This is a genomic window from Marinobacter sp. M-5, from assembly GCF_032911545.1.
GTDB classification, from domain to species: domain Bacteria; phylum Pseudomonadota; class Gammaproteobacteria; order Pseudomonadales; family Oleiphilaceae; genus Marinobacter; species Marinobacter goseongensis.
This window is the reverse complement of the sequence record NZ_JAWJEK010000001.1, coordinates 1588341-1607323: the sequence shown is the minus strand read 5'-3', so window position 1 is coordinate 1607323 and position 18983 is coordinate 1588341. Positions and strand designations below refer to the sequence as shown.

22 protein-coding genes are annotated in these 18983 nt (G+C 57.6%); 15 read left to right on the top strand and 7 right to left on the bottom strand.

The window, feature by feature from the left end; all coding sequences use genetic code 11:
• Positions 1–3: 3 nt before the first annotated feature.
• The 5 genes from R0125_RS07355 to R0125_RS07335 are packed head-to-tail and all read right to left on the bottom strand — an operon-like array spanning position 4 to position 4218.
• On the bottom strand, positions 4–900 hold the full coding sequence (locus R0125_RS07355) for a radical SAM protein (RefSeq protein ID WP_317237694.1): 897 nt from the start codon (positions 898–900) through the stop codon (positions 4–6).
• A 38-nt stretch (positions 901–938) separates the two neighbouring features.
• Positions 939–1388, bottom strand: a complete 450-nt coding sequence (locus R0125_RS07350; RefSeq protein ID WP_248181178.1) for a SixA phosphatase family protein — start codon at positions 1386–1388, stop codon at positions 939–941.
• 24 nt (positions 1389–1412) lie between these two features.
• Positions 1413–2480, bottom strand: a complete 1068-nt coding sequence (locus R0125_RS07345; RefSeq protein WP_248181177.1) for an NAD(P)H-dependent glycerol-3-phosphate dehydrogenase — start codon at positions 2478–2480, stop codon at positions 1413–1415.
• 23 nt (positions 2481–2503) lie between these two features.
• The gene (locus R0125_RS07340) at positions 2504–2995 is read right to left on the bottom strand and encodes an STAS domain-containing protein (protein ID WP_248181176.1); all 492 of its coding nucleotides are present in this window, start codon (positions 2993–2995) and stop codon (positions 2504–2506) included.
• Positions 2996–3009: 14 nt separating this feature from the next.
• Positions 3010–4218 (bottom strand): PP2C family protein-serine/threonine phosphatase, encoded by a 1209-nt coding sequence (locus R0125_RS07335; protein WP_248181175.1) that lies wholly within the window; start codon positions 4216–4218, stop codon positions 3010–3012.
• A gap of 114 nt (positions 4219–4332) precedes the next feature.
• On the opposite strand from R0125_RS07335, the gene R0125_RS07330 reads away from it, so the two are divergent.
• On the top strand, positions 4333–5799 hold the full coding sequence (locus R0125_RS07330) for an HD domain-containing protein (RefSeq protein WP_248181174.1): 1467 nt from the start codon (positions 4333–4335) through the stop codon (positions 5797–5799).
• Here R0125_RS07330 and R0125_RS07325 read toward each other — a convergent pair.
• Positions 5796–6812 (bottom strand): NAD(P)/FAD-dependent oxidoreductase, encoded by a 1017-nt coding sequence (locus R0125_RS07325; protein WP_317237692.1) that lies wholly within the window; start codon positions 6810–6812, stop codon positions 5796–5798. The genes R0125_RS07330 and R0125_RS07325 overlap by 4 nt on opposite strands.
• A 120-nt stretch (positions 6813–6932) precedes the next feature.
• Between R0125_RS07325 and R0125_RS07320 the strand changes: the two genes are divergently transcribed.
• The 10 genes from R0125_RS07320 (at position 6933) to R0125_RS07275 (ending at position 15425) form a co-directional block, all read left to right on the top strand.
• Positions 6933–7886, top strand: coding sequence for an acyl-CoA desaturase (locus tag R0125_RS07320; protein WP_248181172.1), 954 nt, complete (start codon positions 6933–6935; stop codon positions 7884–7886).
• Entirely contained in the window at positions 7886–8353 is a 468-nt protein-coding gene (locus R0125_RS07315) for a nuclear transport factor 2 family protein (protein ID WP_248181171.1), read from the top strand. The genes R0125_RS07320 and R0125_RS07315 overlap by 1 nt, the downstream gene beginning before the upstream one ends.
• A complete protein-coding gene (locus tag R0125_RS07310; protein ID WP_248181170.1) occupies positions 8350–9132 on the top strand; it encodes an SDR family NAD(P)-dependent oxidoreductase in 783 nt (260 codons plus the stop codon). The genes R0125_RS07315 and R0125_RS07310 overlap by 4 nt, the downstream gene beginning before the upstream one ends.
• 14 nt (positions 9133–9146) lie before the next feature.
• Positions 9147–10412, top strand: coding sequence for an NAD(P)/FAD-dependent oxidoreductase (locus tag R0125_RS07305; protein WP_317237691.1), 1266 nt, complete (start codon positions 9147–9149; stop codon positions 10410–10412).
• Between the two features lie 38 nt (positions 10413–10450).
• Positions 10451–11347, top strand: coding sequence for a DUF1365 domain-containing protein (locus R0125_RS07300; protein WP_248181301.1), 897 nt, complete (start codon positions 10451–10453; stop codon positions 11345–11347).
• Positions 11335–12606: a cyclopropane-fatty-acyl-phospholipid synthase family protein gene (locus R0125_RS07295; RefSeq protein ID WP_317237690.1), complete on the top strand. Its 1272-nt coding sequence runs from the start codon at positions 11335–11337 to the stop codon at positions 12604–12606. The genes R0125_RS07300 and R0125_RS07295 overlap by 13 nt, the downstream gene beginning before the upstream one ends.
• Complete coding sequence (locus R0125_RS07290; protein ID WP_248181167.1) at positions 12603–13124, top strand: DUF2878 domain-containing protein; 522 nt, start codon at positions 12603–12605, stop codon at positions 13122–13124. The genes R0125_RS07295 and R0125_RS07290 overlap by 4 nt, the downstream gene beginning before the upstream one ends.
• Complete coding sequence (locus R0125_RS07285; protein ID WP_317237689.1) at positions 13121–13864, top strand: hypothetical protein; 744 nt, start codon at positions 13121–13123, stop codon at positions 13862–13864. Before R0125_RS07290 ends, R0125_RS07285 begins: the two co-directional genes overlap by 4 nt.
• A 98-nt stretch (positions 13865–13962) precedes the next feature.
• Positions 13963–14775, top strand: a complete 813-nt coding sequence (gene xthA / locus R0125_RS07280) for an exodeoxyribonuclease III (protein WP_248181165.1) — start codon at positions 13963–13965, stop codon at positions 14773–14775.
• A 20-nt stretch (positions 14776–14795) separates the two neighbouring features.
• Positions 14796–15425: a TetR/AcrR family transcriptional regulator gene (locus R0125_RS07275; protein ID WP_317237688.1), complete on the top strand. Its 630-nt coding sequence runs from the start codon at positions 14796–14798 to the stop codon at positions 15423–15425.
• Positions 15426–15432: 7 nt separating this feature from the next.
• On the opposite strand, the gene R0125_RS07270 is transcribed toward R0125_RS07275, so the two are convergent.
• Positions 15433–15840, bottom strand: a complete 408-nt coding sequence (locus tag R0125_RS07270; protein ID WP_248181163.1) for a phasin family protein — start codon at positions 15838–15840, stop codon at positions 15433–15435.
• A 377-nt stretch (positions 15841–16217) separates the two neighbouring features.
• Between R0125_RS07270 and R0125_RS07265 the strand changes: the two genes are divergently transcribed.
• From R0125_RS07265 to hemH, 4 genes are all read left to right on the top strand, one after another.
• Positions 16218–16655, top strand: coding sequence for a YeeE/YedE family protein (locus R0125_RS07265; RefSeq protein ID WP_248181162.1), 438 nt, complete (start codon positions 16218–16220; stop codon positions 16653–16655).
• A gap of 4 nt (positions 16656–16659) precedes the next feature.
• Positions 16660–17085 carry a DUF6691 family protein gene (locus tag R0125_RS07260; RefSeq protein WP_248181161.1) on the top strand — a complete coding sequence of 142 codons (426 nt, stop codon included), beginning with the start codon at positions 16660–16662 and terminating at the stop codon, positions 17083–17085.
• Between the two features lie 98 nt (positions 17086–17183).
• Entirely contained in the window at positions 17184–17618 is a 435-nt protein-coding gene (locus R0125_RS07255; protein WP_317237687.1) for a TIGR01244 family sulfur transferase, read from the top strand.
• Between the two features lie 71 nt (positions 17619–17689).
• Complete coding sequence (gene hemH / locus R0125_RS07250) at positions 17690–18799, top strand: ferrochelatase (protein ID WP_248181159.1); 1110 nt, start codon at positions 17690–17692, stop codon at positions 18797–18799.
• Positions 18800–18983: the final 184 nt, after the last annotated feature.

The following is an 18983-nucleotide window of genomic DNA, read 5'->3' as shown; positions in this document are numbered from 1 at the left end:
TCTTTACAGGCCTCTCATCCATTCCGGGCGCAGCGCCGCGGCTCCGGGATTGGCGATGGCAATATTCACGTCGTCCAGCATACGCTGCTTGTCACGCCCAAGGGTGCCCTTGAGCACCAGATAATTGGACGCATGGTCACTGCGGAAGACGGTGCGTTCCAGCTCGAGATGCTCAAGAAACAGACGAATCTCTCGGAACAGCCCATCCTGGCTGAGAGGAACAAAGTCTTCGCCGAAGCCGGCCCGGAAACGCTCCTCTCCCTGCGGAAAGCTGACCACCAGCGTAGACAGGTAATCCGGACGGGTTTCATTGCACAAATGCGCGGTGTTGATCGCGTGCTGCTCTGAAAGGGCTTCGCCGCCCAGGCCATTGAGCACCATCACCGAACTGGTGATGCCTGCCTCTCGCATTTTGAGCAACGCAGAGCGGGTGGACTCGGCGGTTTCGCCCTTGTTGACGCGGCGCAAAACCTCGTCATCGCCAGATTCCATGCCCACATATAAAATCTGCAGGCCAGCAGCACGCAACTCGGCAAGTTCCCCGACGGTTTTGCGGGCAAGATTCCGCGGCAGGCAATAACTCGATACGCGCTGAAGATCCGGGAACGCCGCTCTTAACTGACCGAGAATTTCCAGTAACCGTCGGGTCGGCAGCACCATGGCGTCACCGTCAGCAAGAAACACCCGGCGCACGCCGCCCAAAGTGCGTGCGGCTTTCTCGATGTCGGCCAGCACATCCTCAGGCTTCCTGGCCCGAAATTTTTTCTGCTCCTGCGTATACATTTCACAGAACGTGCAACGGTTCCAGGAACAGCCATTGGTGACCGGCAGGATCAACGACCTGGCTTCGCTGGGTGGCCGGAATACAGGTTCGATGTAATCGATTGGAAAGCTATGCATAAACCGTTGATAAACTCTTTAAGAAGGTTCGACGTTACTTACGGCAGGAACTGCGCCTTCAGATCGGCGCAACCGGGGCCAACCACCGGCAATTCCAGCAAAACCGCCTGAGATGTCATAAAAGGAATGCCCCGCCGATGCCCGTCAACCAACAGGGTCGACAGCGCCCCAACGAACGGCATATGGGAGATCAGCATCAGCGGTGATTCAGGCGCTTCCAGGAGAGCGTCGAGGCAGGCCCCCGGGTCATCGTCCGGTGTGATGAACGGCACCTCCGAAACCGGGCAATTGAGGATCTCGGAGGCAATGGCAGCGGTTTGACGAGCGCGAACCAGCGGGCTGCACCAGATCCGCTCGGGCCGCCATGGCGATTCGGCAATATCAGCGGCGACAGACGCCACACCGGTGCGCCCCGCTTCGGTCAGCTCACGCTGCTGATCCATGCTGTGCCAGCCGGCCTCTCCGTGCCGCATGACGATGAGAATCAAGGGCCACCTCCAGGTTCGAGCGGGTTACTGACTGATGGTGCGTGGCAGAATGAATTCCACGTCGGAATTCTGCACCGACATCATCAGGCTATTGATGACGGCACTGATGGACGCGGTACCATAGAGAATCTCGTAAAGCCCGCGCACGAGCGGCATGTAGATGCCAATAGCTTCCGATTTCTCTTTCACCAGCTTCAGAGTATAGATGCCCTCCGCCACCTGTCCCAGCTCGGCCACCGCATCATCCAGCTTCTTGCCCTTGCCCACCGCATAACCCACCCGGTAGTTCCGGCTTTTGGATGAAGTGCAGGTGACAATCAGATCGCCCACACCGGCCAACCCCATGAAGGTCATCGGATTGGCCCCGAGGCTGACCGCAAAGCGGCTCATCTCGGCCAGGCCGCGGGTCATCAGCATGGCCTTGGCGTTCTCGCCCAGCGCCAGCGCTGAAGCCAGGCCGGAGACAATGGCGTAGATATTCTTGAGCGCACCGGCCAGCTCGACACCGTAAACGTCGACATTGGCGTATACACGGAAGTATTCACAACCCAGCAGATCCTGAACTGCGCGACGGACCTCCGGGTCTTTGGCGGCAATCACCGTCGCGGTCAGGTCCCGATTGACGATCTCGCCAGCGAGGTTCGGACCGCTCAGCACCCCGATCCGGCACCGTGGAATTTCTTCCTGCAGAATTTCACTCATCAGTTTGAAGCCCTGGGCCTCGATGCCCTTGGTCAGGCTGATGACAATCTGGTCGTCTGCGAATTCGCGGCAATATTCGCGAATGACGGAGCGGAATGCCTTGCTGGGGATGGCCACGAAAACCACTTCAGCGTCTTTAATGGCGGCGGGCAGGTCCGTCGTGGGCTGAATATCGCCGGTCAGGTGAACATCAGGCATGTAGCGGCTGTTAACACCGGTGGAACGAACCTCATCCGCCTGAGCGGCGTCTCGCATCCAGAAATGCACGGTATGACCGTTTTCGGAAAGCACCTTAACCATGGCAGTACCGAAACTGCCGCCGCCAAGCACGGCAATATGACGACCGGTAGCCGAAGGCCCCGTCGTTTGCAGGTCTTTTTGATCAGGCATAGTTTGTCCGTTCTTTTTTTGGATCAGCCGGGCTCTTCACATTCCAGGGCACGCACCAGATTTTTGAACTCTTCCCGGTTGCGACTGTTCAAGCCCATCAGCACTCGATGGGCGTCCAGCACCTTGTCGCGCACCTGCTGCTCACTGGCGCGCAGTACCGGGATTTCTTCGAGCTCTTCGATTCTGGAGGCGGGTTCGCGGACAATGATGAAAATCTTGTCGAAGCCCATGGAGGTGATAATTCGGGTAATGTCGGGATTGGTGGAGATCAGTGTAGGCAGAAAGTGGCTTCGTTTCTGGGCCGCCATGGCGATTTTGGCCAGCAGTCCCAACGTGGTGCTGTCGATGATCTCACACTCGGTGAGATCGATGACCACGGTTTTGAATTCCGGATCCTGGGTGATGGATTCAACCAGATTATCCAGCGTCGAACACAGGTTCAGCCGGATTTCACCAATAAACTTCAGGAGGTAGATGCCCTGATTTTCAGCTTGCAGGATCTTGTAACCAGCCATGTTTTACACTGCCACTATTTCGACGACGTGTTGTCCGAACCGGCGAGGATGTCAGTTACCGATACTATCGCGATATCGTCCGGTAACTCTGTGATCGCATCCAGACTCAGCGCCTGGTTCAGAGATGCGATAGTGTGACGACCTCCCGACACGAGTTCAAGTAGTGTCTGTTCCTTTTCATCGAGGCTTTTGGCCCGGATAACTTCCAGAATGCCATCTGAAAACAGAATCAGCCGAAACGGCTTCTCAAGGGAAACCTCGTACACCTCCCATTCCGGAGACTCGAACAACCCAACCGGTAGGCCGCTACCCTCAAGGAATGCCGTGCTGCCGCCATCGAAGGATAGGATCGGCATCGGGAAATGGGCGCCGACTGCATACCGTAATTTACGCTCAGATACCGTAATAATGCCAACGAACACGGTTACGTGTTTACCGAGGCCGGTGTCCAGCAGTTCCGAATTGATGCGTTCCAGGAAACGCTCCGGGTACAGAATGTCATCGCTGGACCCACGACGAAGGTTTCTCTGCAGACGGTTGGAGAGGTTTTTCAGCAATACGGTGACAAATGCAGAGCTGGCGCCATGGCCGGACACATCAGCAATATAGACCAGCACCTTGTCTTCGGAAATGCGGAAATAGTCGAGAAAATCACCACTGAGATACAGCGAAGGCTTGATCAGATGGGTCACGCTCAGGCCGGACAGGATCTGATCGTTGTCCGGCAGCATTTTCAGTTGAACTTTGCGCCCTGCCCGCTGATCCGCCCGGAGCTCGGCTATCCCGTTGCGCAGATCGCGGTTGGCCTCTTCCAGTTCCTGCCGATACAACTGATTCAGCCGATTGACCCGGACCCGGTCGAACAGCTTGCCAATCACATCATCAAGTGCGTTCTTGCCGTCGGCACAGGACTTGAGCACGAAGTCCGCGGCGCCCGCGCGCAGCGCGTCCACCACATCAACAGAGCGGACTGTGTCAGAACAGGCCACAATGGGGGTAAAGGTTTCCAGATCTTCCAGCCGGGCTGCCAGTTCACTGATGGCACTGGTGGGCAAGTCAGCGAATATCACGTCCGGAATGCTCTTGGTGAACATATCCAGCGCCGTGATGCTGTCGGGGCAACCGGTCACATAGAAGCCACGAGCCTCCAGATGGCGGCTCAGTTCGCTGCGTGCCTTCTCGTCGGAATCTATGATAAGAATGCGCTCAGTGCGCGAGGTCATGGCGGTGGCCCTAAACTACCATCGTTAAAGGATAATTCCGGTATATAACGCCTATTCTGGCACGGCCGTGTGATATAACAAGCCAAGTTTGCTGATTTTGGGGGAAAAGACACGATGAGAAGCGCCGTAAACGATCTGCTCGGAGCTTACGACAAACTGATCATGGATCCGGTGCACGGGGGCATTCCACTCTATCGTCACGAGATACGCGTGATCGATCATCCGCTTTTCCAGCGCCTGCGCAATATCTGCCAGAACGACATCCTCAGTCTGGTGTTTCCTGGCGCGACCCACTCTCGATTTCTCCACAGCATTGGTGTGATGCACGTGGGCACCCGCATGTTCCGCTCCATGATCGATGCCTACCTGCGGGAAAAACAGCTCAGCGAGAAAACCGATCTCAGCCTCAGCCAACTGGACGCTATTGACTACCTCGCCAAGACCATTCGTCTCGGCTGCCTGCTGCATGATAGCGGCCATTCCAGCTTCTCCCATCAGTTTACCCAGGCGCGGCGTATTCGCGACCTGATGTCCCGGCCGAGCCGGTTCGACGACTTGTGGGAAGGCGTGGATTACTCGGTGTACCACCAGAGCGCGCCGGACGAACTGGAACACGAGCACTACTCCGTGCGTGTCGCCCACGAAGTGCTGGCCGATATCGACATCGCTGCGGCCGGACTCGACGCCCGGGATGTCATCGGTATCATGGAGACCACGGATGTGCAGCCCAGCGAGGCATTCTGCCGCCACGCCCAGACATTCTGGGGGTTCATTGCAGGCGATGACGCCCACTCAGGCGCCCTGAGCAATGCCGACATTCCGCACCTGGTCATGGATCTGTTGTCATCCATTGTCTCTGGTGAAATTGACGCTGACCGGGCGGATTACATGCTGCGGGACGGCTTCCACTCTTCGGTGACTATCGGCGGCTTCAACCTTGACCATCTGTTGAGCAACCTTCGTTTTGGCTGGAATGTGGCAGAACCCTGGCTCGGGTTGGCGATCACCCAGAAAGGTCTGGGTGCGCTGGAGGACTTCGTTTATAGCCGCCACCAGATGTACCGCAAGGTCTACGCCCACAAGACAGCACTCGGCTTCGACTGGCTGCTGCGCGAGGCAATCAACGAAGTCCTCGAAGACCGGGAAAGCTTTGAATGGGTCGACACCTGTCTCAGCAACATGCGGTATTTTGCAGAACTCACAGACAACTTTTTCTGGGAGGCGTTTCGCAAGGTGGCCCGGCGCGACCCCCGCAGCTTTTCCCGTTGCATTGTGGACCGGATCAAACTGGACCATCTCGACACCCGGGAGGATCTGAGCGCCGCCGGCATAGCCGATCACAGCCGCTGGCTCGCCAAGGAGCTCAAGCTCGATCCGGCCCGGGTGGTGACCTGCTCCATGCGGGCGCGCTTCTCGAATATCCAGGATAACTTCAATGGCATCAAGGTGCTGGTGAGAGACCCCATATACCGAACCCGGTCGTTGCGGAAAATCACCGATGTCAGTGCCTTTTTCAGCAAGTTCAGTGACGGCACGATCACCCATTTCTACCTGCAACCGACCGTTACCGCGCCCGCTTAGACCCTGTTCATCGCGTTGATCAGGGACCGGGCACTGTCGAATGCCCCCTCCACACGGCCACCGGCCAGCCAATCACCGGCCAGCCCTATGCCGTCGTCGGGGAACCACAGGCACCCGGGCCTGTCTGAGTCAGCAGATCGGGCATAAAGCCAGCGGTGGCTCACGGTTTCCACCGGTGCGTGTTGCGCACCGGTCAGTTCCTGGAAGGCCGCGACCATCGAACCCATCACCTCTTCCGCGGGGGTGTGTTCGTTGTCGGCTGACCACTGCGGCGTTGCGTGCAGAACCCACCACTGGCCCTTGTCGTCTCGCCCCGGCTTACTGGAGTTGTTGGCAACCCAATACAGTATGTCGTGGTTGGGGCGCATACCCTCGAAGGTGTCAGTGGGTGGGGTTTCATAGTAAGCCGCCACCGCCCAACACGGCAGAATGGCTGATACTGGGCCGTTCAGCTGCTGCGCCAAATCCGGCAGTGTGCTGTCCGCCAGCAAATCCCGGGCCTGGGCCGGCGGAGCGGTGATAATCACGGCGTCGAAGGGGCCATAAGGCTGGCCGGCGGTATCGGTCAGTGTCCACTGCGTGTCGGTTCGGGCCAATTCGGCAATCCGGGTTTCTGCCTGTATCTCCAGGCCCGACGCGAGGGCTCGGCTGATGGCGGTCATCCGCGGCGTGCCCACATATCGAGGCTCCTCCGGAAAAGCCTGCCACCGACCATCGGGCTGCTGATAGCCAAAACGTGCCTCCCAGGCGGCAAAGGCCGCCTCACCGGCGTATTCGTGGAGAAAACGGGAGAACTCCGGGCTCCGGATTGTGAAATACTGAGCTCCTACGTCGGCCGAACCACCGGTTACCCGCTTGGCAGCGAGACGTCCGCCGGGTCCCCGGCTCTTCTCGAACAGGGTCACAGAGGTGCCCTGCTGCGTTAACAGTCGCGCGGCCGACAGGCCTGCCAAACCTGAACCAACAACCGCGACACGGCGTATATCCGAGCTCTGACTTTTTTGGTTAATCATTGTTAAAGGTGCATCCAAAAGCAGGGTTAGAACGTAAATTCGAGCGACTGTTGAACCATATCAACGGTAGCGTGCGAATAATGCAGTAACAGTTTATTCACGAAAAAGGGCAATCTGGGTATGACCCGAGCGCAATATTGGCTAACCAACATTCTGAGATGGTTCGACTCCTCGGCGGGTTCGGATCACATCGACTCCACGTCGAGATCATTCAACATTATCCGGGTCATTCCATTCATCGCACTCCATCTTGCGTGCCTGCTTGCATTTTATACCGGTGTCAGCGGATTCGCGCTGGCCTTTGCATTCGGGTTTTTTCTGATTCGTATGTTCGCGATAACCGGGTTTTACCATCGTTATTTTGCCCACAAAACGTTCAAAACCAGCCGCCCGGCGCAGCTTGCCTTTGCGATTCTCGGTGCCAGTTCTGCCCAACGCGGTCCATTGTGGTGGGCCGCACACCATCGCCATCATCATCAGCACTCTGATCAGGAACAGGATCTGCACTCCCCCCATCAGGGTGGCTTCTGGTGGTCTCACGCCGGTTGGTTCACCTGCGATGCCGGGTTCGCCATGAACGAGCGCCGCGTAAAAGACTGGCTGAAGTTTCCCGAACTCAAGTTCGTTAACCGGTTTGATTCGCTGGTTCCAGCCGCCGCTGCCGTTCTGATCTACGCTCTGGGCGAAGCCCTTGCAGCCTGGGCACCCGGGTTGGGCACGAACGGACTCCAACTGCTGGTGTGGGGCTTCTTTGTATCCACCGTGGTGCTGTTTCACGCCACTGTGTCGATCAACTCGCTCTCTCACGTCTGGGGCAAACGCCGTTTTGACACCGACGACGACAGCCGCAATAACTTCTGGCTGGCTCTGCTGACACTGGGCGAAGGGTGGCATAACAACCATCACCGCTGGCCGCAATCCGTACGCCAAGGTTTCCGCTGGTATGAAATCGACGTGACCTGGTACGGGCTCTGGCTAATGTCGAAGCTCGGTATCATCTGGGACCTTAATCCGATTCCCAAACACATTCAGGAAGAAACTCGCAATCTCGACGCGAAGAGGAGGAATCGTTGATGAGCACCGCCTCAGTCATCGAAGTCGGCAGCAAGGACTCCGCGGTTCCGGTCACTCTGGACCGATTCCGTGAACTGTTTAATGCCCTGGACGCCGGAAATCTGAACAAGTTGTCGACCGTTTACAGTGAAAATGTTCAGTTCGAAGATCCGCTGAACGCCGTCACCGGTCTCGATCAACTGACTCACTACTTTGCCGGTGCCTACGCCAACGTGGTGTCTTGCCGCTTTGATTTCGGTGAGCCTGTGGTAAACGGCGAGAATGTCGGGATTACCTGGGTCATGCATCTGCGGCACAAGCGTATCCGTCGCGGGCGCGAAATCCACGTCGACGGTATGAGCCGGCTGGTGATCCGGCACGGCAAGGTCACCCACCACCGGGATTATTTCGACGCCGGCCAGCTGCTTTACGAGAATCTCCCGGTTATCGGTGCATTTATCCGTTGGCTCAGGAAGCATGCGGGATGAGCAAGAGACTGGAAGGCACGCGCAACATCTGGATCACGGGCGCCGGTACCGGCATAGGTGAGGCGGTGTCAGTGGCCCTGATCGAACAGGGACACAGGCTGATCGTCACTGGTCGTCGTCAACAGCCGCTGGACACACTGGCCGAACTGGCCCCGGACCGGGTAACCTCCGCGCCTGCAGACACGACAGATACAGAGCGGCTGCAGGCGATGGCGCCGGAACTTGAGCGTTACGGCCCGCTCAATATGGTGATACTCAACGCAGGCACCTGTGAGTACCTGGAGATCGCTGATTATGACAGCCAGATTATCGCCAACAACCTCAATACAAACGTGGTTGGTACGGCACGCTGCCTGGATATAGCCCTGCCCGCGCTGCGGCGGGCGAAAGCCAAGGGTGAGCCGGCAACGCTGGTGATTGTAAGTTCGTCAGCCTGGTGGTTTCCGTTCGCTCGGGCTGAAGGCTATGGCGCCTCCAAGGCCGCGTTGACCTATTTTGCCCACGCCCTCAGAGCCGATCTGGCGGTCGAAGGCATTGATGTGGTTGTGGTGTCGCCGGGGTTTGTGAAAACTCCACTGACCGATCGTAACGATTTTCCGATGCCGTTCCTGGTCAGTTCCGAGGACGCTGCGAACCGGATCGTCCGAGGTCTCGCCAAGGGCCGGAATGAAATCGCTTTTCCCAAACGCTTCACCTGGACGCTGCGCCTGCTCGGTGCCCTTCCCCGTCCGATCATCGACCGAATGTCCGCGGCCATGGCCCGGCAAGGTAATAACTGACAGGAAACACCCTGATGAATGAACCACGTCAGCGCATCGCTGTCATTGGCGCCGGGGTTTCCGGCCTCACTGCTGCCTGGCTGCTTTCTGAAAAACACGACGTTCAGCTTTTCGAAGCGGCGGATTACGCCGGCGGACACACTAACACCGAACAGGTTGAGGCGGGCGGTCGGGTCTGGCCGGTGAATACCGGTTTCATTGTCTTCAACGACTGGACTTACCCGAACTTCATGAAGCTGATGGATCGCCTCGATGTACCGTCGGAAGTCAGCGACATGAGCTTCAGCGTGGATAGCCACGCCACCGGTCTGCAATACAACGGGACCAGCCTCAACACATTATTTGCCCAGCGCAGCAACCTGCTGAATCTGCCGTTTCTGAAAATGATTCGCGAAATCCTGCGGTTCAATAAAGAAACCCGTGAAGATCTGAAAGCCGGCTCGATCAATGACGAGGAAACGCTGGGGGAATACCTGAACCGCAACCGCTACTCCCGGTATTTCCGCAGTTACTACATTGTGCCCATGGGAGCGGCGATCTGGTCGGCACCGGAGATTGTTCTGGAGCGTTTTCCGATCCGGTTCTTCCTCCAGTTTTTCAACAACCACGGCATGCTCTCGGTGGATCACCGGCCAACCTGGCGGGTGATCTCCGGCGGTTCGGCGCAGTACGTCAGCAAAATGATGGACCGACTCGGTGACCGGACACACCTCAGCAGCCCGGTCACCTCCGTGGTGCGCCATCCTGATAATGTTGTGCTGACCGTGCGCGGCGAAGAGCATACCTTCGACCAGGTCATTTTTGCCTGCCACAGTGATCAGGCGCTCGCCATGCTGGCCGATCCCACCAACAGCGAACGGGACGTACTTGGCGCCATTGGCTATCAGCGCAACGACGTGGTGTTGCATACCGACAGTTCGGTACTGCCCTCCAACCGCCGGGCCTGGGCTGCCTGGAACTATTTCATACCCGGGCACAGCACCGAGCCGGTCTCGGTAACCTACAATATGAACATCCTGCAGAATTTCCACGACGCACCGGAAACCTTCTGCGTGACCCTTAACCGGAGTCAGGACATTGCCGAGGATAGTGTTATCAAGCGCTTCGATTACGCGCACCCGGTGTTCACCCTCGAGGCCGTCGCGGCACAGAATCGCTATGACGAGATCGGCAATCGCAACCGTAGCCACTTTTGCGGTGCGTACTGGTTCAACGGGTTTCACGAAGACGGGGTACGCAGTGCCCTGCGGGTAACCAACGCCTTTGGTGTGGAGCTCTGATCATGTCTGCATCGGCCCGCCATTCAGCCGAAGCCGCGCTGGCCAGCCAGTGGCTGGAAGGCAGCATCCGCCACCGTCGCAAATCGCCGGTGGGCCACGAATTCAGCTACCGTACCGGCATGCTGGCGCTGGAGCTTGGCGAATGGCACCGAATCACGACGATCAGCCCGCTGTTTTCCAGTGAGCGCTTTAACTGGCTATCGCTGTATCGCAAGGACTACTTCCGGCCCGACAGCCCGGACCTGTTGACCGCCATTCGTGATCAGACTGAGGAAGCCACCGGATGGCGACCTGACGGTGCGGTGGAACTGATCACCCACCCGCGGTACCTGGGGTACGTGTTCAACCCTGTCAGCTTCTATTTCTGCTATCGCGCCGGCGATCGACCCGACACCGGCGCCGTGCCCAAGGTCATTCTCGCGCAGATCACCAATACCCCTTGGCACGATCGGCACCTTTATTGCCTGGAGACCCGTGGAGAGGCTGAAGATTCCCCGGCAATGCACGCGGGTTGGCACAGCGAGCGATTCGGCTTCCAGAAACGCTTTCATGTCTCGCCGTTTAATGGCATGGACCAGCACTACCAGTGGACTTTCAGCTTCCGTGGACCGGAACTGCGCATTCATATGAACGTACTGGAGGGCAGCGCGAAGCAATTTGACGCAACGTTAGTAGTCCAACGAACGCCTCTGACCCGTAAACACCTGCATGGAACTTTGCGCCGGTTTCCGCTGGAAGCAATCAAAGTGGCGGCCGGGATCTACTGGCACGCTCTGAAATTGAAATTCAAAGGGGCGCCGTTCTATACCCATCCGGACAAATTGCCGGAGACCGATCCGTTCCACCGGCTTGGAACTGATGATTCCGGTGTCGATGTGACAAACAACAATACGATTGACCGCAGCAGCGGAAAGGTGAGCTCATGGAGAACCTGAATACCTCATTGCAGACAACCGCCAATGATCCCAGTGCGCCTGCCACAAGCCGCGTCGCCAAACGTTTGGTCTGTCAGCAGCTGGCGCTGCTGCGTGACGGCGTGCTGACCATCCGCGAAGCAGGTCAGGGAGATCTGGTATTCGGCGATGGCAACAGCCAGCATCCCGCTGCGGAACTTCACATCCATCATCACAGCACCTGGCGGGATCTGCTCACCGGTGGCAGCGTTGGCGCCGCCGAATCCTGGGTCGCGGGCGACTGGGACAGCCCGGATCTGGTGGCCTTGTTGCAGTTTTTTACCCGCAACGTAGACCGGATGAACGAGTTCGAGGATCGCTTCAGCTGGATCACCAAGCCTGCTCTGAAGGGTCTGCATTGGCTGAATCGCAATACCAAAGCGGGCTCGCGGAAGAACATCAGCGCCCATTACGATCTGGGCAACGACCTGTTCGAGATGTTTCTCGACCCGACCATGATGTACTCATCGGCCATCTACCCTACGCCGGAGAGCAACCTCGATGAAGCGGCTGTCCACAAACTGGACGCTATCTGTAAGAAGCTCGATCTCAAGCCCGGAGACCGGGTGATCGAAATCGGCACTGGGTGGGGCGGCTTTGCTATTCATGCGGCCCGTCATTACGGCTGTCACGTCACCACCACCACCATTTCTGAAGAGCAGCTGGCACTGGCCAAAGAACGCGTGACCGAAGCGGGACTGGACGATCGCATTACTCTGCTGTTTGATGATTACCGTGACCTGAAAGGCCAGTTCGACAAGCTCGTGTCCATCGAGATGATCGAAGCCGTCGGCCCACAGTTTCTCGACAGCTACTTCCGCCAGATAAGTACCTTGCTCAAACCCGATGGACTGGCGCTGGTACAGGCGATCAACATGCCGGAGCAGCGGTACCAGCGGGCATTGCGCAACGTGGATTTCATTCAGCGATTCATCTTTCCCGGCAGTTTCATACCGTCCTTTGGCGCCATTCTCGAGTCGGTTCGCAAAGGCAGCAACCTGGTGCTCACCCACTCCGAGGACATCGGTTTCCACTATGCCCGCACCCTGCATGACTGGTGCAACCGGTTCATGGCCCAATCCGATAAACTGGAGGCGAAGGGCTACGACCAAGCCTTCCGCCGCCTCTGGCATTTCTACTTCGCGTATTGCGAAGCGGGCTTCAGTGAGCGTGCAATCGGTGTCTCCCAGTTGGTGTTCGCCAAGCCGGGCAACAAACGTGACAACATCCTGAGCCTATGATCCAGTCCCGGACGCTCCGCAATGTCATCAACTTCGTGCTGTTTCAGGCCGGGTGGCTGATCTGTATTCTGTATCCGGGCATGATGGCGGCCGGCGTGGTGGCCCTTTTCCTGGTGATTCATTTTACACTGATCAGCCAGAACCGCTGGATGGAAGCCCAGTTCATCGGCTTCGGCACTGTCATTGGGGGTGTACTCGATGGTATCTGGTTCAACACCGGCATCCTCGATGACGGCACCGGGCAGGTTGTGATCACACCGATCTGGCTGATTGCGATCTGGGCCATTTTCATGACCACGCTCTCTCACTCCCTGCAGTGGATCAGCAGCAAGCCCTGGCTGCCTTGGGTGCTGGCTCCGATTACCGGCCCCTTCACCTACTGGTCTGCCAGCCAACTTGGTGCGGTGGAGTTGCCGGTACTGACTACGTCTCTGCTTGCGCTGGCCGTGGGTTGGCTGGCGGTTTTCCCAATGCTGTTGTATGTGCGTAATTCACTGTATACGGAGCTAGCCTCATGAGAATCCGGTCCGTAACGACCCTGGCTCTGGCGCTCGCTCTCGCGCCAATGGCTTTTGCCAGCGAAGCGCGCTTCACGTTCGTGGGCAAGGCCAGTGAGAACAATTCGCCGGTGTATGAAGAGCACCACGCCGTCACCGGTGAATGCCGGGAGGGCCGGTGGCGCCCGGCCACTCACACCGTGGAATATCGCAAGCCCGGCGCCAGCGACGCCTTCGCGACCAAGTCACTGGACTACAAACACTCTGTGCTGCGACCCGAGATGGATTTCCGGCAACCGGAGTTTGTCGAAACCATCAGGGTCACGCAGGCAAACAACGATTCGCTGGACATCCGCTGGCAAACTCCGGCGGGTGAGACCGAATCCTTCCGCACCGAATTCGACGAGGCCGTGGTTATCGATGCCGGTTTCGATAACCTGGTTCGCCGTCACTGGGAAAGAGTGACCGCAGACAAGCCAGTCGATTTCCGCTTTCTGGCGCCTACCCGAGGCAAGCACTACGCGTTTGTTATGGAACCTGTCAGTACGGACAAGACCGAGGCCGAGCACACCGTCACAATCCGGCCCTCCGGCATGGTATTGCGCTTTCTGGTTGACCCCATCACCCTGGGCTATGACGAGACCGGCGCGCTGACGGATTACATTGGCCTGAGCAATATCCGCAAATCCGAGGATGGCAATTACACCGTGCATATTCGTTACGAAGCCAGCGAACGCCCGGATTGTGAACTGACTCCCTGATCCCGTCCTGTCAGCCAAGGCGGATTCCCTCCTTGGCTGTGCTAAACTCCCGCGCTAAGCCCATAATCTTGAGCCAGCGTCGCAGAGAGTCGTCACCCATGATGTTTGTGTCCTTCAACGTCAACAGCATTCGCACCCGCCTTCATCAGCTGGAAGCCGTGATATCCGCCCTGAACCCGGATGTCATTGGCTTACAGGAAACCAAGGTGGTCGATGAGGAGTTTCCGGTTGAAGCCATTCGGGAGCTTGGGTACCACGTACATTTCCATGGCCAGAAAACCCATTACGGCGTGGCCTTGCTGTCACGGCAGGCACCGGAAACCGTCACCAAGGGTTACCCGTGGGATGGTGCCGACGCCCAGCGTCGTCTGATCACCGGCACTTTCTCCCACAACGGCGAAAAACTGACCGTGATCAACGGGTATTTTCCCCAGGGCGAAAGCCGCGATCACCCGGTGAAGTTTCCCGCCAAGGAGAAATTCTACAGCGACCTGATGCGTTACCTGGATGACCTCAAAGCCGGAGGTGGCCAGGTGGTCCTGATGGGCGACATGAACATCTCCCCTACCGACAGAGACATCGGCATCGGTGCAGACAATGCCAAACGCTGGCTGCGCAGCGGCAAGTGCAGTTTTCTGCCCGAGGAACGGGAATGGCTGGCACAGGTAGAGAGCCGTGGCTTCACTGACGTGTTCCGCCACCTGCACCCCGACGAAGCCGATACGTTCAGCTGGTTCGATTATCGCAGCAAGGGGTTTGAACGTGATCCGCGACGCGGACTTCGCATTGACTTGATCATGGCAAGCGACGATCTGTTGCCCAAGGTCGGTGAAGCCGGCGTATCCTATGATATTCGTGCCATGGAGCGGCCCTCGGACCATTGTCCGGTGTGGGCCAGCTTCGACCTGTAACCTGCCTTCCAGGCCGCGATATGAAAAAAATCAAAACCCGCGACCGTATTCTTGATATCAGCCTGGCGCTGTTTAACAGCGTCGGCGAACCTAATGTCACTACCCTGCTGATCTCCGACGAACTGGAAATCAGCCCCGGGAATCTGTATTACCACTTCAAGAGTAAAGGCGATATCGTCGAAGAATTGTTCGAACGCTATGAAGGGGAAATGCTAGATTTGCTGGCGGTTCCGGAAGATGTTGAGATCGGCCTGGATCAACAGAGTTTCTTTCTGCATCTCCTGTTTGAGACGGTGGCGCGGTATCGCTTTCTGTACCAGGACCTGGTCAATGTGCTGTCCCGTTACGATCGCCTGCAAGGCCGGTTCCGGCGGATTCTGAAAAAGAAAACGGCAGCGTTCGTTACGATCTGTGCCAGCTTGCAACGCCAGGGCATGATGGACATTTCCGCGAGCCAACTCTCAGCACTTTGTGAGCAACTGACTCTAACAGCTTGTTATTGGAGCAGTTATGATAGCCTCTCTCACCTGGATGACCGGGACGCTGTGGATCCCGGTCGTGGCGTTTACCAGATGATGCAGTTACTGCTGCCCTACCTTTCAGCAGACGAGCAGGAACAGGTTTGCCTGATGAGCCAGGATTACCTGTAGCAGGGCGTTATTCCTCGTCATCGTCGCCGCGAAGGCGGCGGAGTTCGGTTTCCAGAGCCGCAATGCGATGTTCAAGGGACTCGATTTCCTCCCGGCGATGGATACCCAACCGACGCAGGGCCCCGGATACCCGCTGGTCAAACATGTGTTCCAGGCGGTCCCAGGTTCCGGTTGCACGCTCACGAACATCGCCCACCCGGTCTTCTACTGTCTTGATCTGCTTCTCGACCACATCACGGGTCTTGTTTTCCAACTGCTCGCCTTCCTGTACCAGACGCTCAAAAAATCGCCCGGCGTCCTCTTCCGCCTTGGTGTAGGCACCCAGTCCTGCCAGCCAGATCTGGCGCGCAGAGTCCTTGATTTTGCCCGGAAGCAACGGATCATTCTGGGGCTTGTTTTCGTTATCGTCGGACATGGAACAACCTCTGGGCATGAAAGAGTATCTTGGCGCCATTGTATTACAGCTAGGCACGAATTTCAGTGCATTGTACCTGCCTGAAACCCGCACCGTGCAAGGCCGCAGTATAAGTACTCAATGGATATGAAAAAATGTTTTGAAAGTAAACGACCCTCGGCTTGAAGTGTACAAATTATGGTCAATACTTCCCTATACCGGCGTCCCTGCTGATGCCGGTTTGTCTGGAAGTCTTTCATGGATACTACTCGCACGCCTCTGCCCGGCCACCAGTGCCGGGCTTTTTTTTTGCCTCGCTCCGGCCATATTATTACCTTATAATCTATGCTTATTCCATGTGTCACCTCATTTGATTATTTTAACGTCAGGAGAACCTTATGGTCGACATCGCCTGGAGCGAATTCACTCCCTGGACCGCTCTGGCCGGCGGCATTCTGATCGGTCTTGCGGCTGCCAGCTTTGTGCTGCTTAACGGTCGCATTGCCGGTATCAGCGGCATATTGGGCGGATTGCTCACCCCCAGCACCGGCGACATTGGCTGGCGTGTTGCCTTTATGGCGGGCCTGATTGGTGCGCCCCTGCTCTGGATTCTGGCGGCCGACATGCCCCCCATCAATGTTGAGGCTGGCTATCCGGCGCTGATTGTTGCCGGCCTGCTGGTGGGCATCGGCACACGCTATGGCTCAGGGTGCACCAGTGGCCACGGGGTATGTGGTCTTTCCCGGCTTTCGCCGCGCTCGCTGGTGGCTACGCTGACCTTTATGGCCACCGGTTTTGTCACCGTGTTCCTGATCCGCCATGCTCTGGGAGTATAGAACCATGAAATTCTCTGTCGCCGCGTTCCTGTCAGGGCTGATTTTCGGATTGGGTCTGATTCTGTCGGGGATGGCCAACCCCGAGAAAGTGCTGGGCTTTCTCGATCTTGCCGGGCTCTGGGATCCCTCGCTGGCCTTCGTGATGGGCGGTGCCATTCTGGTTGGTCTGGTGGCCTTCACCGTCGCCCGCAAACGCACGCTGTCGTTCCTCGGGTTTAATATGAAACTGCCCGCCAGCACACATATCGATTCGCGCCTGGTGGTGGGCAGCCTGATGTTCGGCGTCGGTTGGGGTATTGCCGGCTTTTGCCCGGGTCCAGGGCTGGTTGCGCTGGGTGCAGGAGAGCTCAAAGCCGTCGTGTTTGTCTCGTCCATGGTGGCCGGCATGGGCGTTTACGAATGGATAGAACGCAAACGCAGCGCGGCCTGATGCAATTTGGTTAAAATTCCACTGGATGTCCTGAAAGATCCTGGGCGCTGTGTCATGATTGCGCCTGTTGCCAACGAATCCAAAGGCTTGTTTGCACTATGGAACTTAGAAAGATTGACGACCAGATTACCGTAGCTCCCCAGATCAGCGTCGACGATGTCGCAGAGATTGCGAAACTGGGGTTCAAGACCCTCGTGGCCAACCGGCCCGATCAGGAAGAGCCCGGGCAGCCCGCCATGGGCGACATCGAAGCCGCCGCCAGAGAGCATGGTCTGGAATGGGTCTACCTGCCAGTTGAATCCGGGCACATCACGGACGACGACGTCGACCGGTTTGCGCCGATGATCCGTCAGGCTGCAAAACCCGTACTGGCTTTCTGTCGGTCAGGAACCCGTTGCACCGTACTCTGGGCGCTCAGCTCTGCCCGTTCGCAGCCCGCCATCGACATCGTCAGCAAAGCAGGCAATGCGGGTTACGATATTCGCGGCCTGGCCCCACGACTTGCCCAGCAGGCGACCCGAGAAGACTCCTGACCGGCAGAGGGCAAGCGGATCGGCCCCGACCAGAGCACAACCACCACGATCGCAAGCCAGGACGTTTTACCATGCAGTACAAAGGCACCGATAATTTCAGTCACAACCAGCCGGAAAAGCTGGGAGTGCTGGTCACCAATCTGGGCACACCCGACGCCCCCACACCCTCCGCCCTGAGGCGCTACCTTGCCGAATTCCTGGCTGACCCCCGGGTGGTGGAAGTGCCACGGCCGATCTGGTGGCTGATTTTGCACGGCATCATACTGCGCATCAGGCCACGTCGCTCCGCAAAGGCGTATGCCAGCGTCTGGCAGCCGGAGGGATCGCCACTCCTGATTCACACAGCCAATCAGGCTGAAGGCATCCGCAAAGCGCTACAGAAAAAGTACGGCAACAACGTGGTGGTCGGCTTCGCCATGCGCTACGGCAACCCCTCCATTTCCAAGGTGCTGGATGAAATGCAGGGGCAAGGCGTGAGAAAACTCCTGGTGCTGCCTCTTTACCCGCAGTACTCCGCGTCTACCTCGGCCTCGACGTTCGATGCCATCGCCCATGATTTCACCAAACGCCGCTGGCTGCCGGATTTCAGGTTTGTGTCCCACTATCCGGACTACCCGCCCTACATCGAGGCTATGGCGTCTCACATCCGCTCACACTGGGAACAACATGGTCGCAACCAGAAACTGATCCTGTCCTACCACGGGGTGCCGCTGAAGTACCTGACGCGTGGCGATCCCTATCATTGTGAGTGCCACAAGACCTCCCGCCTGCTGGCGGAGTGCCTGGGAATCTCCAGAGACGACTACCAGACCACGTTCCAGTCGCGGTTTGGCCGTGAAGAGTGGCTGCAGCCCTACACCGATGAAACCCTGAAGGGCCTTGCGGGACAGGGTGTAAAATCCATTGATGTATTCTGCCCCGGCTTTTCCTCCGACTGCCTGGAAACCATAGAGGAAATCGACGAGGAAAACCGTGAGTATTTCATGGAAGGCGGCGGCGAAGGATTCAGCTATATCCCGGCGTTGAATGACTCCCCGGGCCACATCGATGCGCTGGTTAAGCTTATTGAAGACAACCTGCAGGGCTGGAGCGTTCCGACCAATGCGCCGGACGATCTCCAGCTAAGGGAGAGCCTGGCCAAACAGCAGAAAGAGGCGATTTATCCCGGGCGTAACCTGTAACGCCTGACCGCCGGCCAGCCATCTTTATTCCCGGATTTCAGGTTTGCTGAGGTCCGGGGACGCCTCGCAGAAAACACATTCCTCGGTGTCGACCGCCGCTCCGCCTGCTTCGATGTAACGAATACGATGACGGGCCTTACCCCGGTTAGCGGAAACCGTGTAGCGTCGCTTCTCTTCCCTGCCA

What these genes read in the sequence shown, in the direction of transcription:
- R0125_RS07270 (WP_248181163.1), bottom strand. Translation starts at nt 15,840, where the DNA reads ATGTCCGACGATAACGAAAACAAGCCCCAGAATGATCCGTTGCTTCCG.
- R0125_RS07320 (WP_248181172.1), top strand. Translation starts at nt 6,933, where the DNA reads ATGACCCGAGCGCAATATTGGCTAACCAACATTCTGAGATGGTTCGAC.
- R0125_RS07305 (WP_317237691.1), top strand. Translation starts at nt 9,147, where the DNA reads ATGAATGAACCACGTCAGCGCATCGCTGTCATTGGCGCCGGGGTTTCC.
- R0125_RS07290 (WP_248181167.1), top strand. Translation starts at nt 12,603, where the DNA reads ATGATCCAGTCCCGGACGCTCCGCAATGTCATCAACTTCGTGCTGTTT.
- R0125_RS07310 (WP_248181170.1), top strand. Translation starts at nt 8,350, where the DNA reads ATGAGCAAGAGACTGGAAGGCACGCGCAACATCTGGATCACGGGCGCC.
- R0125_RS07335 (WP_248181175.1), bottom strand. Translation starts at nt 4,218, where the DNA reads ATGACCTCGCGCACTGAGCGCATTCTTATCATAGATTCCGACGAGAAG.
- R0125_RS07275 (WP_317237688.1), top strand. Translation starts at nt 14,796, where the DNA reads ATGAAAAAAATCAAAACCCGCGACCGTATTCTTGATATCAGCCTGGCG.
- R0125_RS07255 (WP_317237687.1), top strand. Translation starts at nt 17,184, where the DNA reads ATGGAACTTAGAAAGATTGACGACCAGATTACCGTAGCTCCCCAGATC.
- R0125_RS07260 (WP_248181161.1), top strand. Translation starts at nt 16,660, where the DNA reads ATGAAATTCTCTGTCGCCGCGTTCCTGTCAGGGCTGATTTTCGGATTG.
- R0125_RS07265 (WP_248181162.1), top strand. Translation starts at nt 16,218, where the DNA reads ATGGTCGACATCGCCTGGAGCGAATTCACTCCCTGGACCGCTCTGGCC.
- R0125_RS07340 (WP_248181176.1), bottom strand. Translation starts at nt 2,995, where the DNA reads ATGGCTGGTTACAAGATCCTGCAAGCTGAAAATCAGGGCATCTACCTC.
- xthA (WP_248181165.1), top strand. Translation starts at nt 13,963, where the DNA reads ATGATGTTTGTGTCCTTCAACGTCAACAGCATTCGCACCCGCCTTCAT.
- hemH (WP_248181159.1), top strand. Translation starts at nt 17,690, where the DNA reads ATGCAGTACAAAGGCACCGATAATTTCAGTCACAACCAGCCGGAAAAG.
- R0125_RS07315 (WP_248181171.1), top strand. Translation starts at nt 7,886, where the DNA reads ATGAGCACCGCCTCAGTCATCGAAGTCGGCAGCAAGGACTCCGCGGTT.
- R0125_RS07330 (WP_248181174.1), top strand. Translation starts at nt 4,333, where the DNA reads ATGAGAAGCGCCGTAAACGATCTGCTCGGAGCTTACGACAAACTGATC.
- R0125_RS07355 (WP_317237694.1), bottom strand. Translation starts at nt 900, where the DNA reads ATGCATAGCTTTCCAATCGATTACATCGAACCTGTATTCCGGCCACCC.
- R0125_RS07285 (WP_317237689.1), top strand. Translation starts at nt 13,121, where the DNA reads ATGAGAATCCGGTCCGTAACGACCCTGGCTCTGGCGCTCGCTCTCGCG.
- R0125_RS07325 (WP_317237692.1), bottom strand. Translation starts at nt 6,812, where the DNA reads ATGATTAACCAAAAAAGTCAGAGCTCGGATATACGCCGTGTCGCGGTT.
- R0125_RS07295 (WP_317237690.1), top strand. Translation starts at nt 11,335, where the DNA reads ATGGAGAACCTGAATACCTCATTGCAGACAACCGCCAATGATCCCAGT.
- R0125_RS07345 (WP_248181177.1), bottom strand. Translation starts at nt 2,480, where the DNA reads ATGCCTGATCAAAAAGACCTGCAAACGACGGGGCCTTCGGCTACCGGT.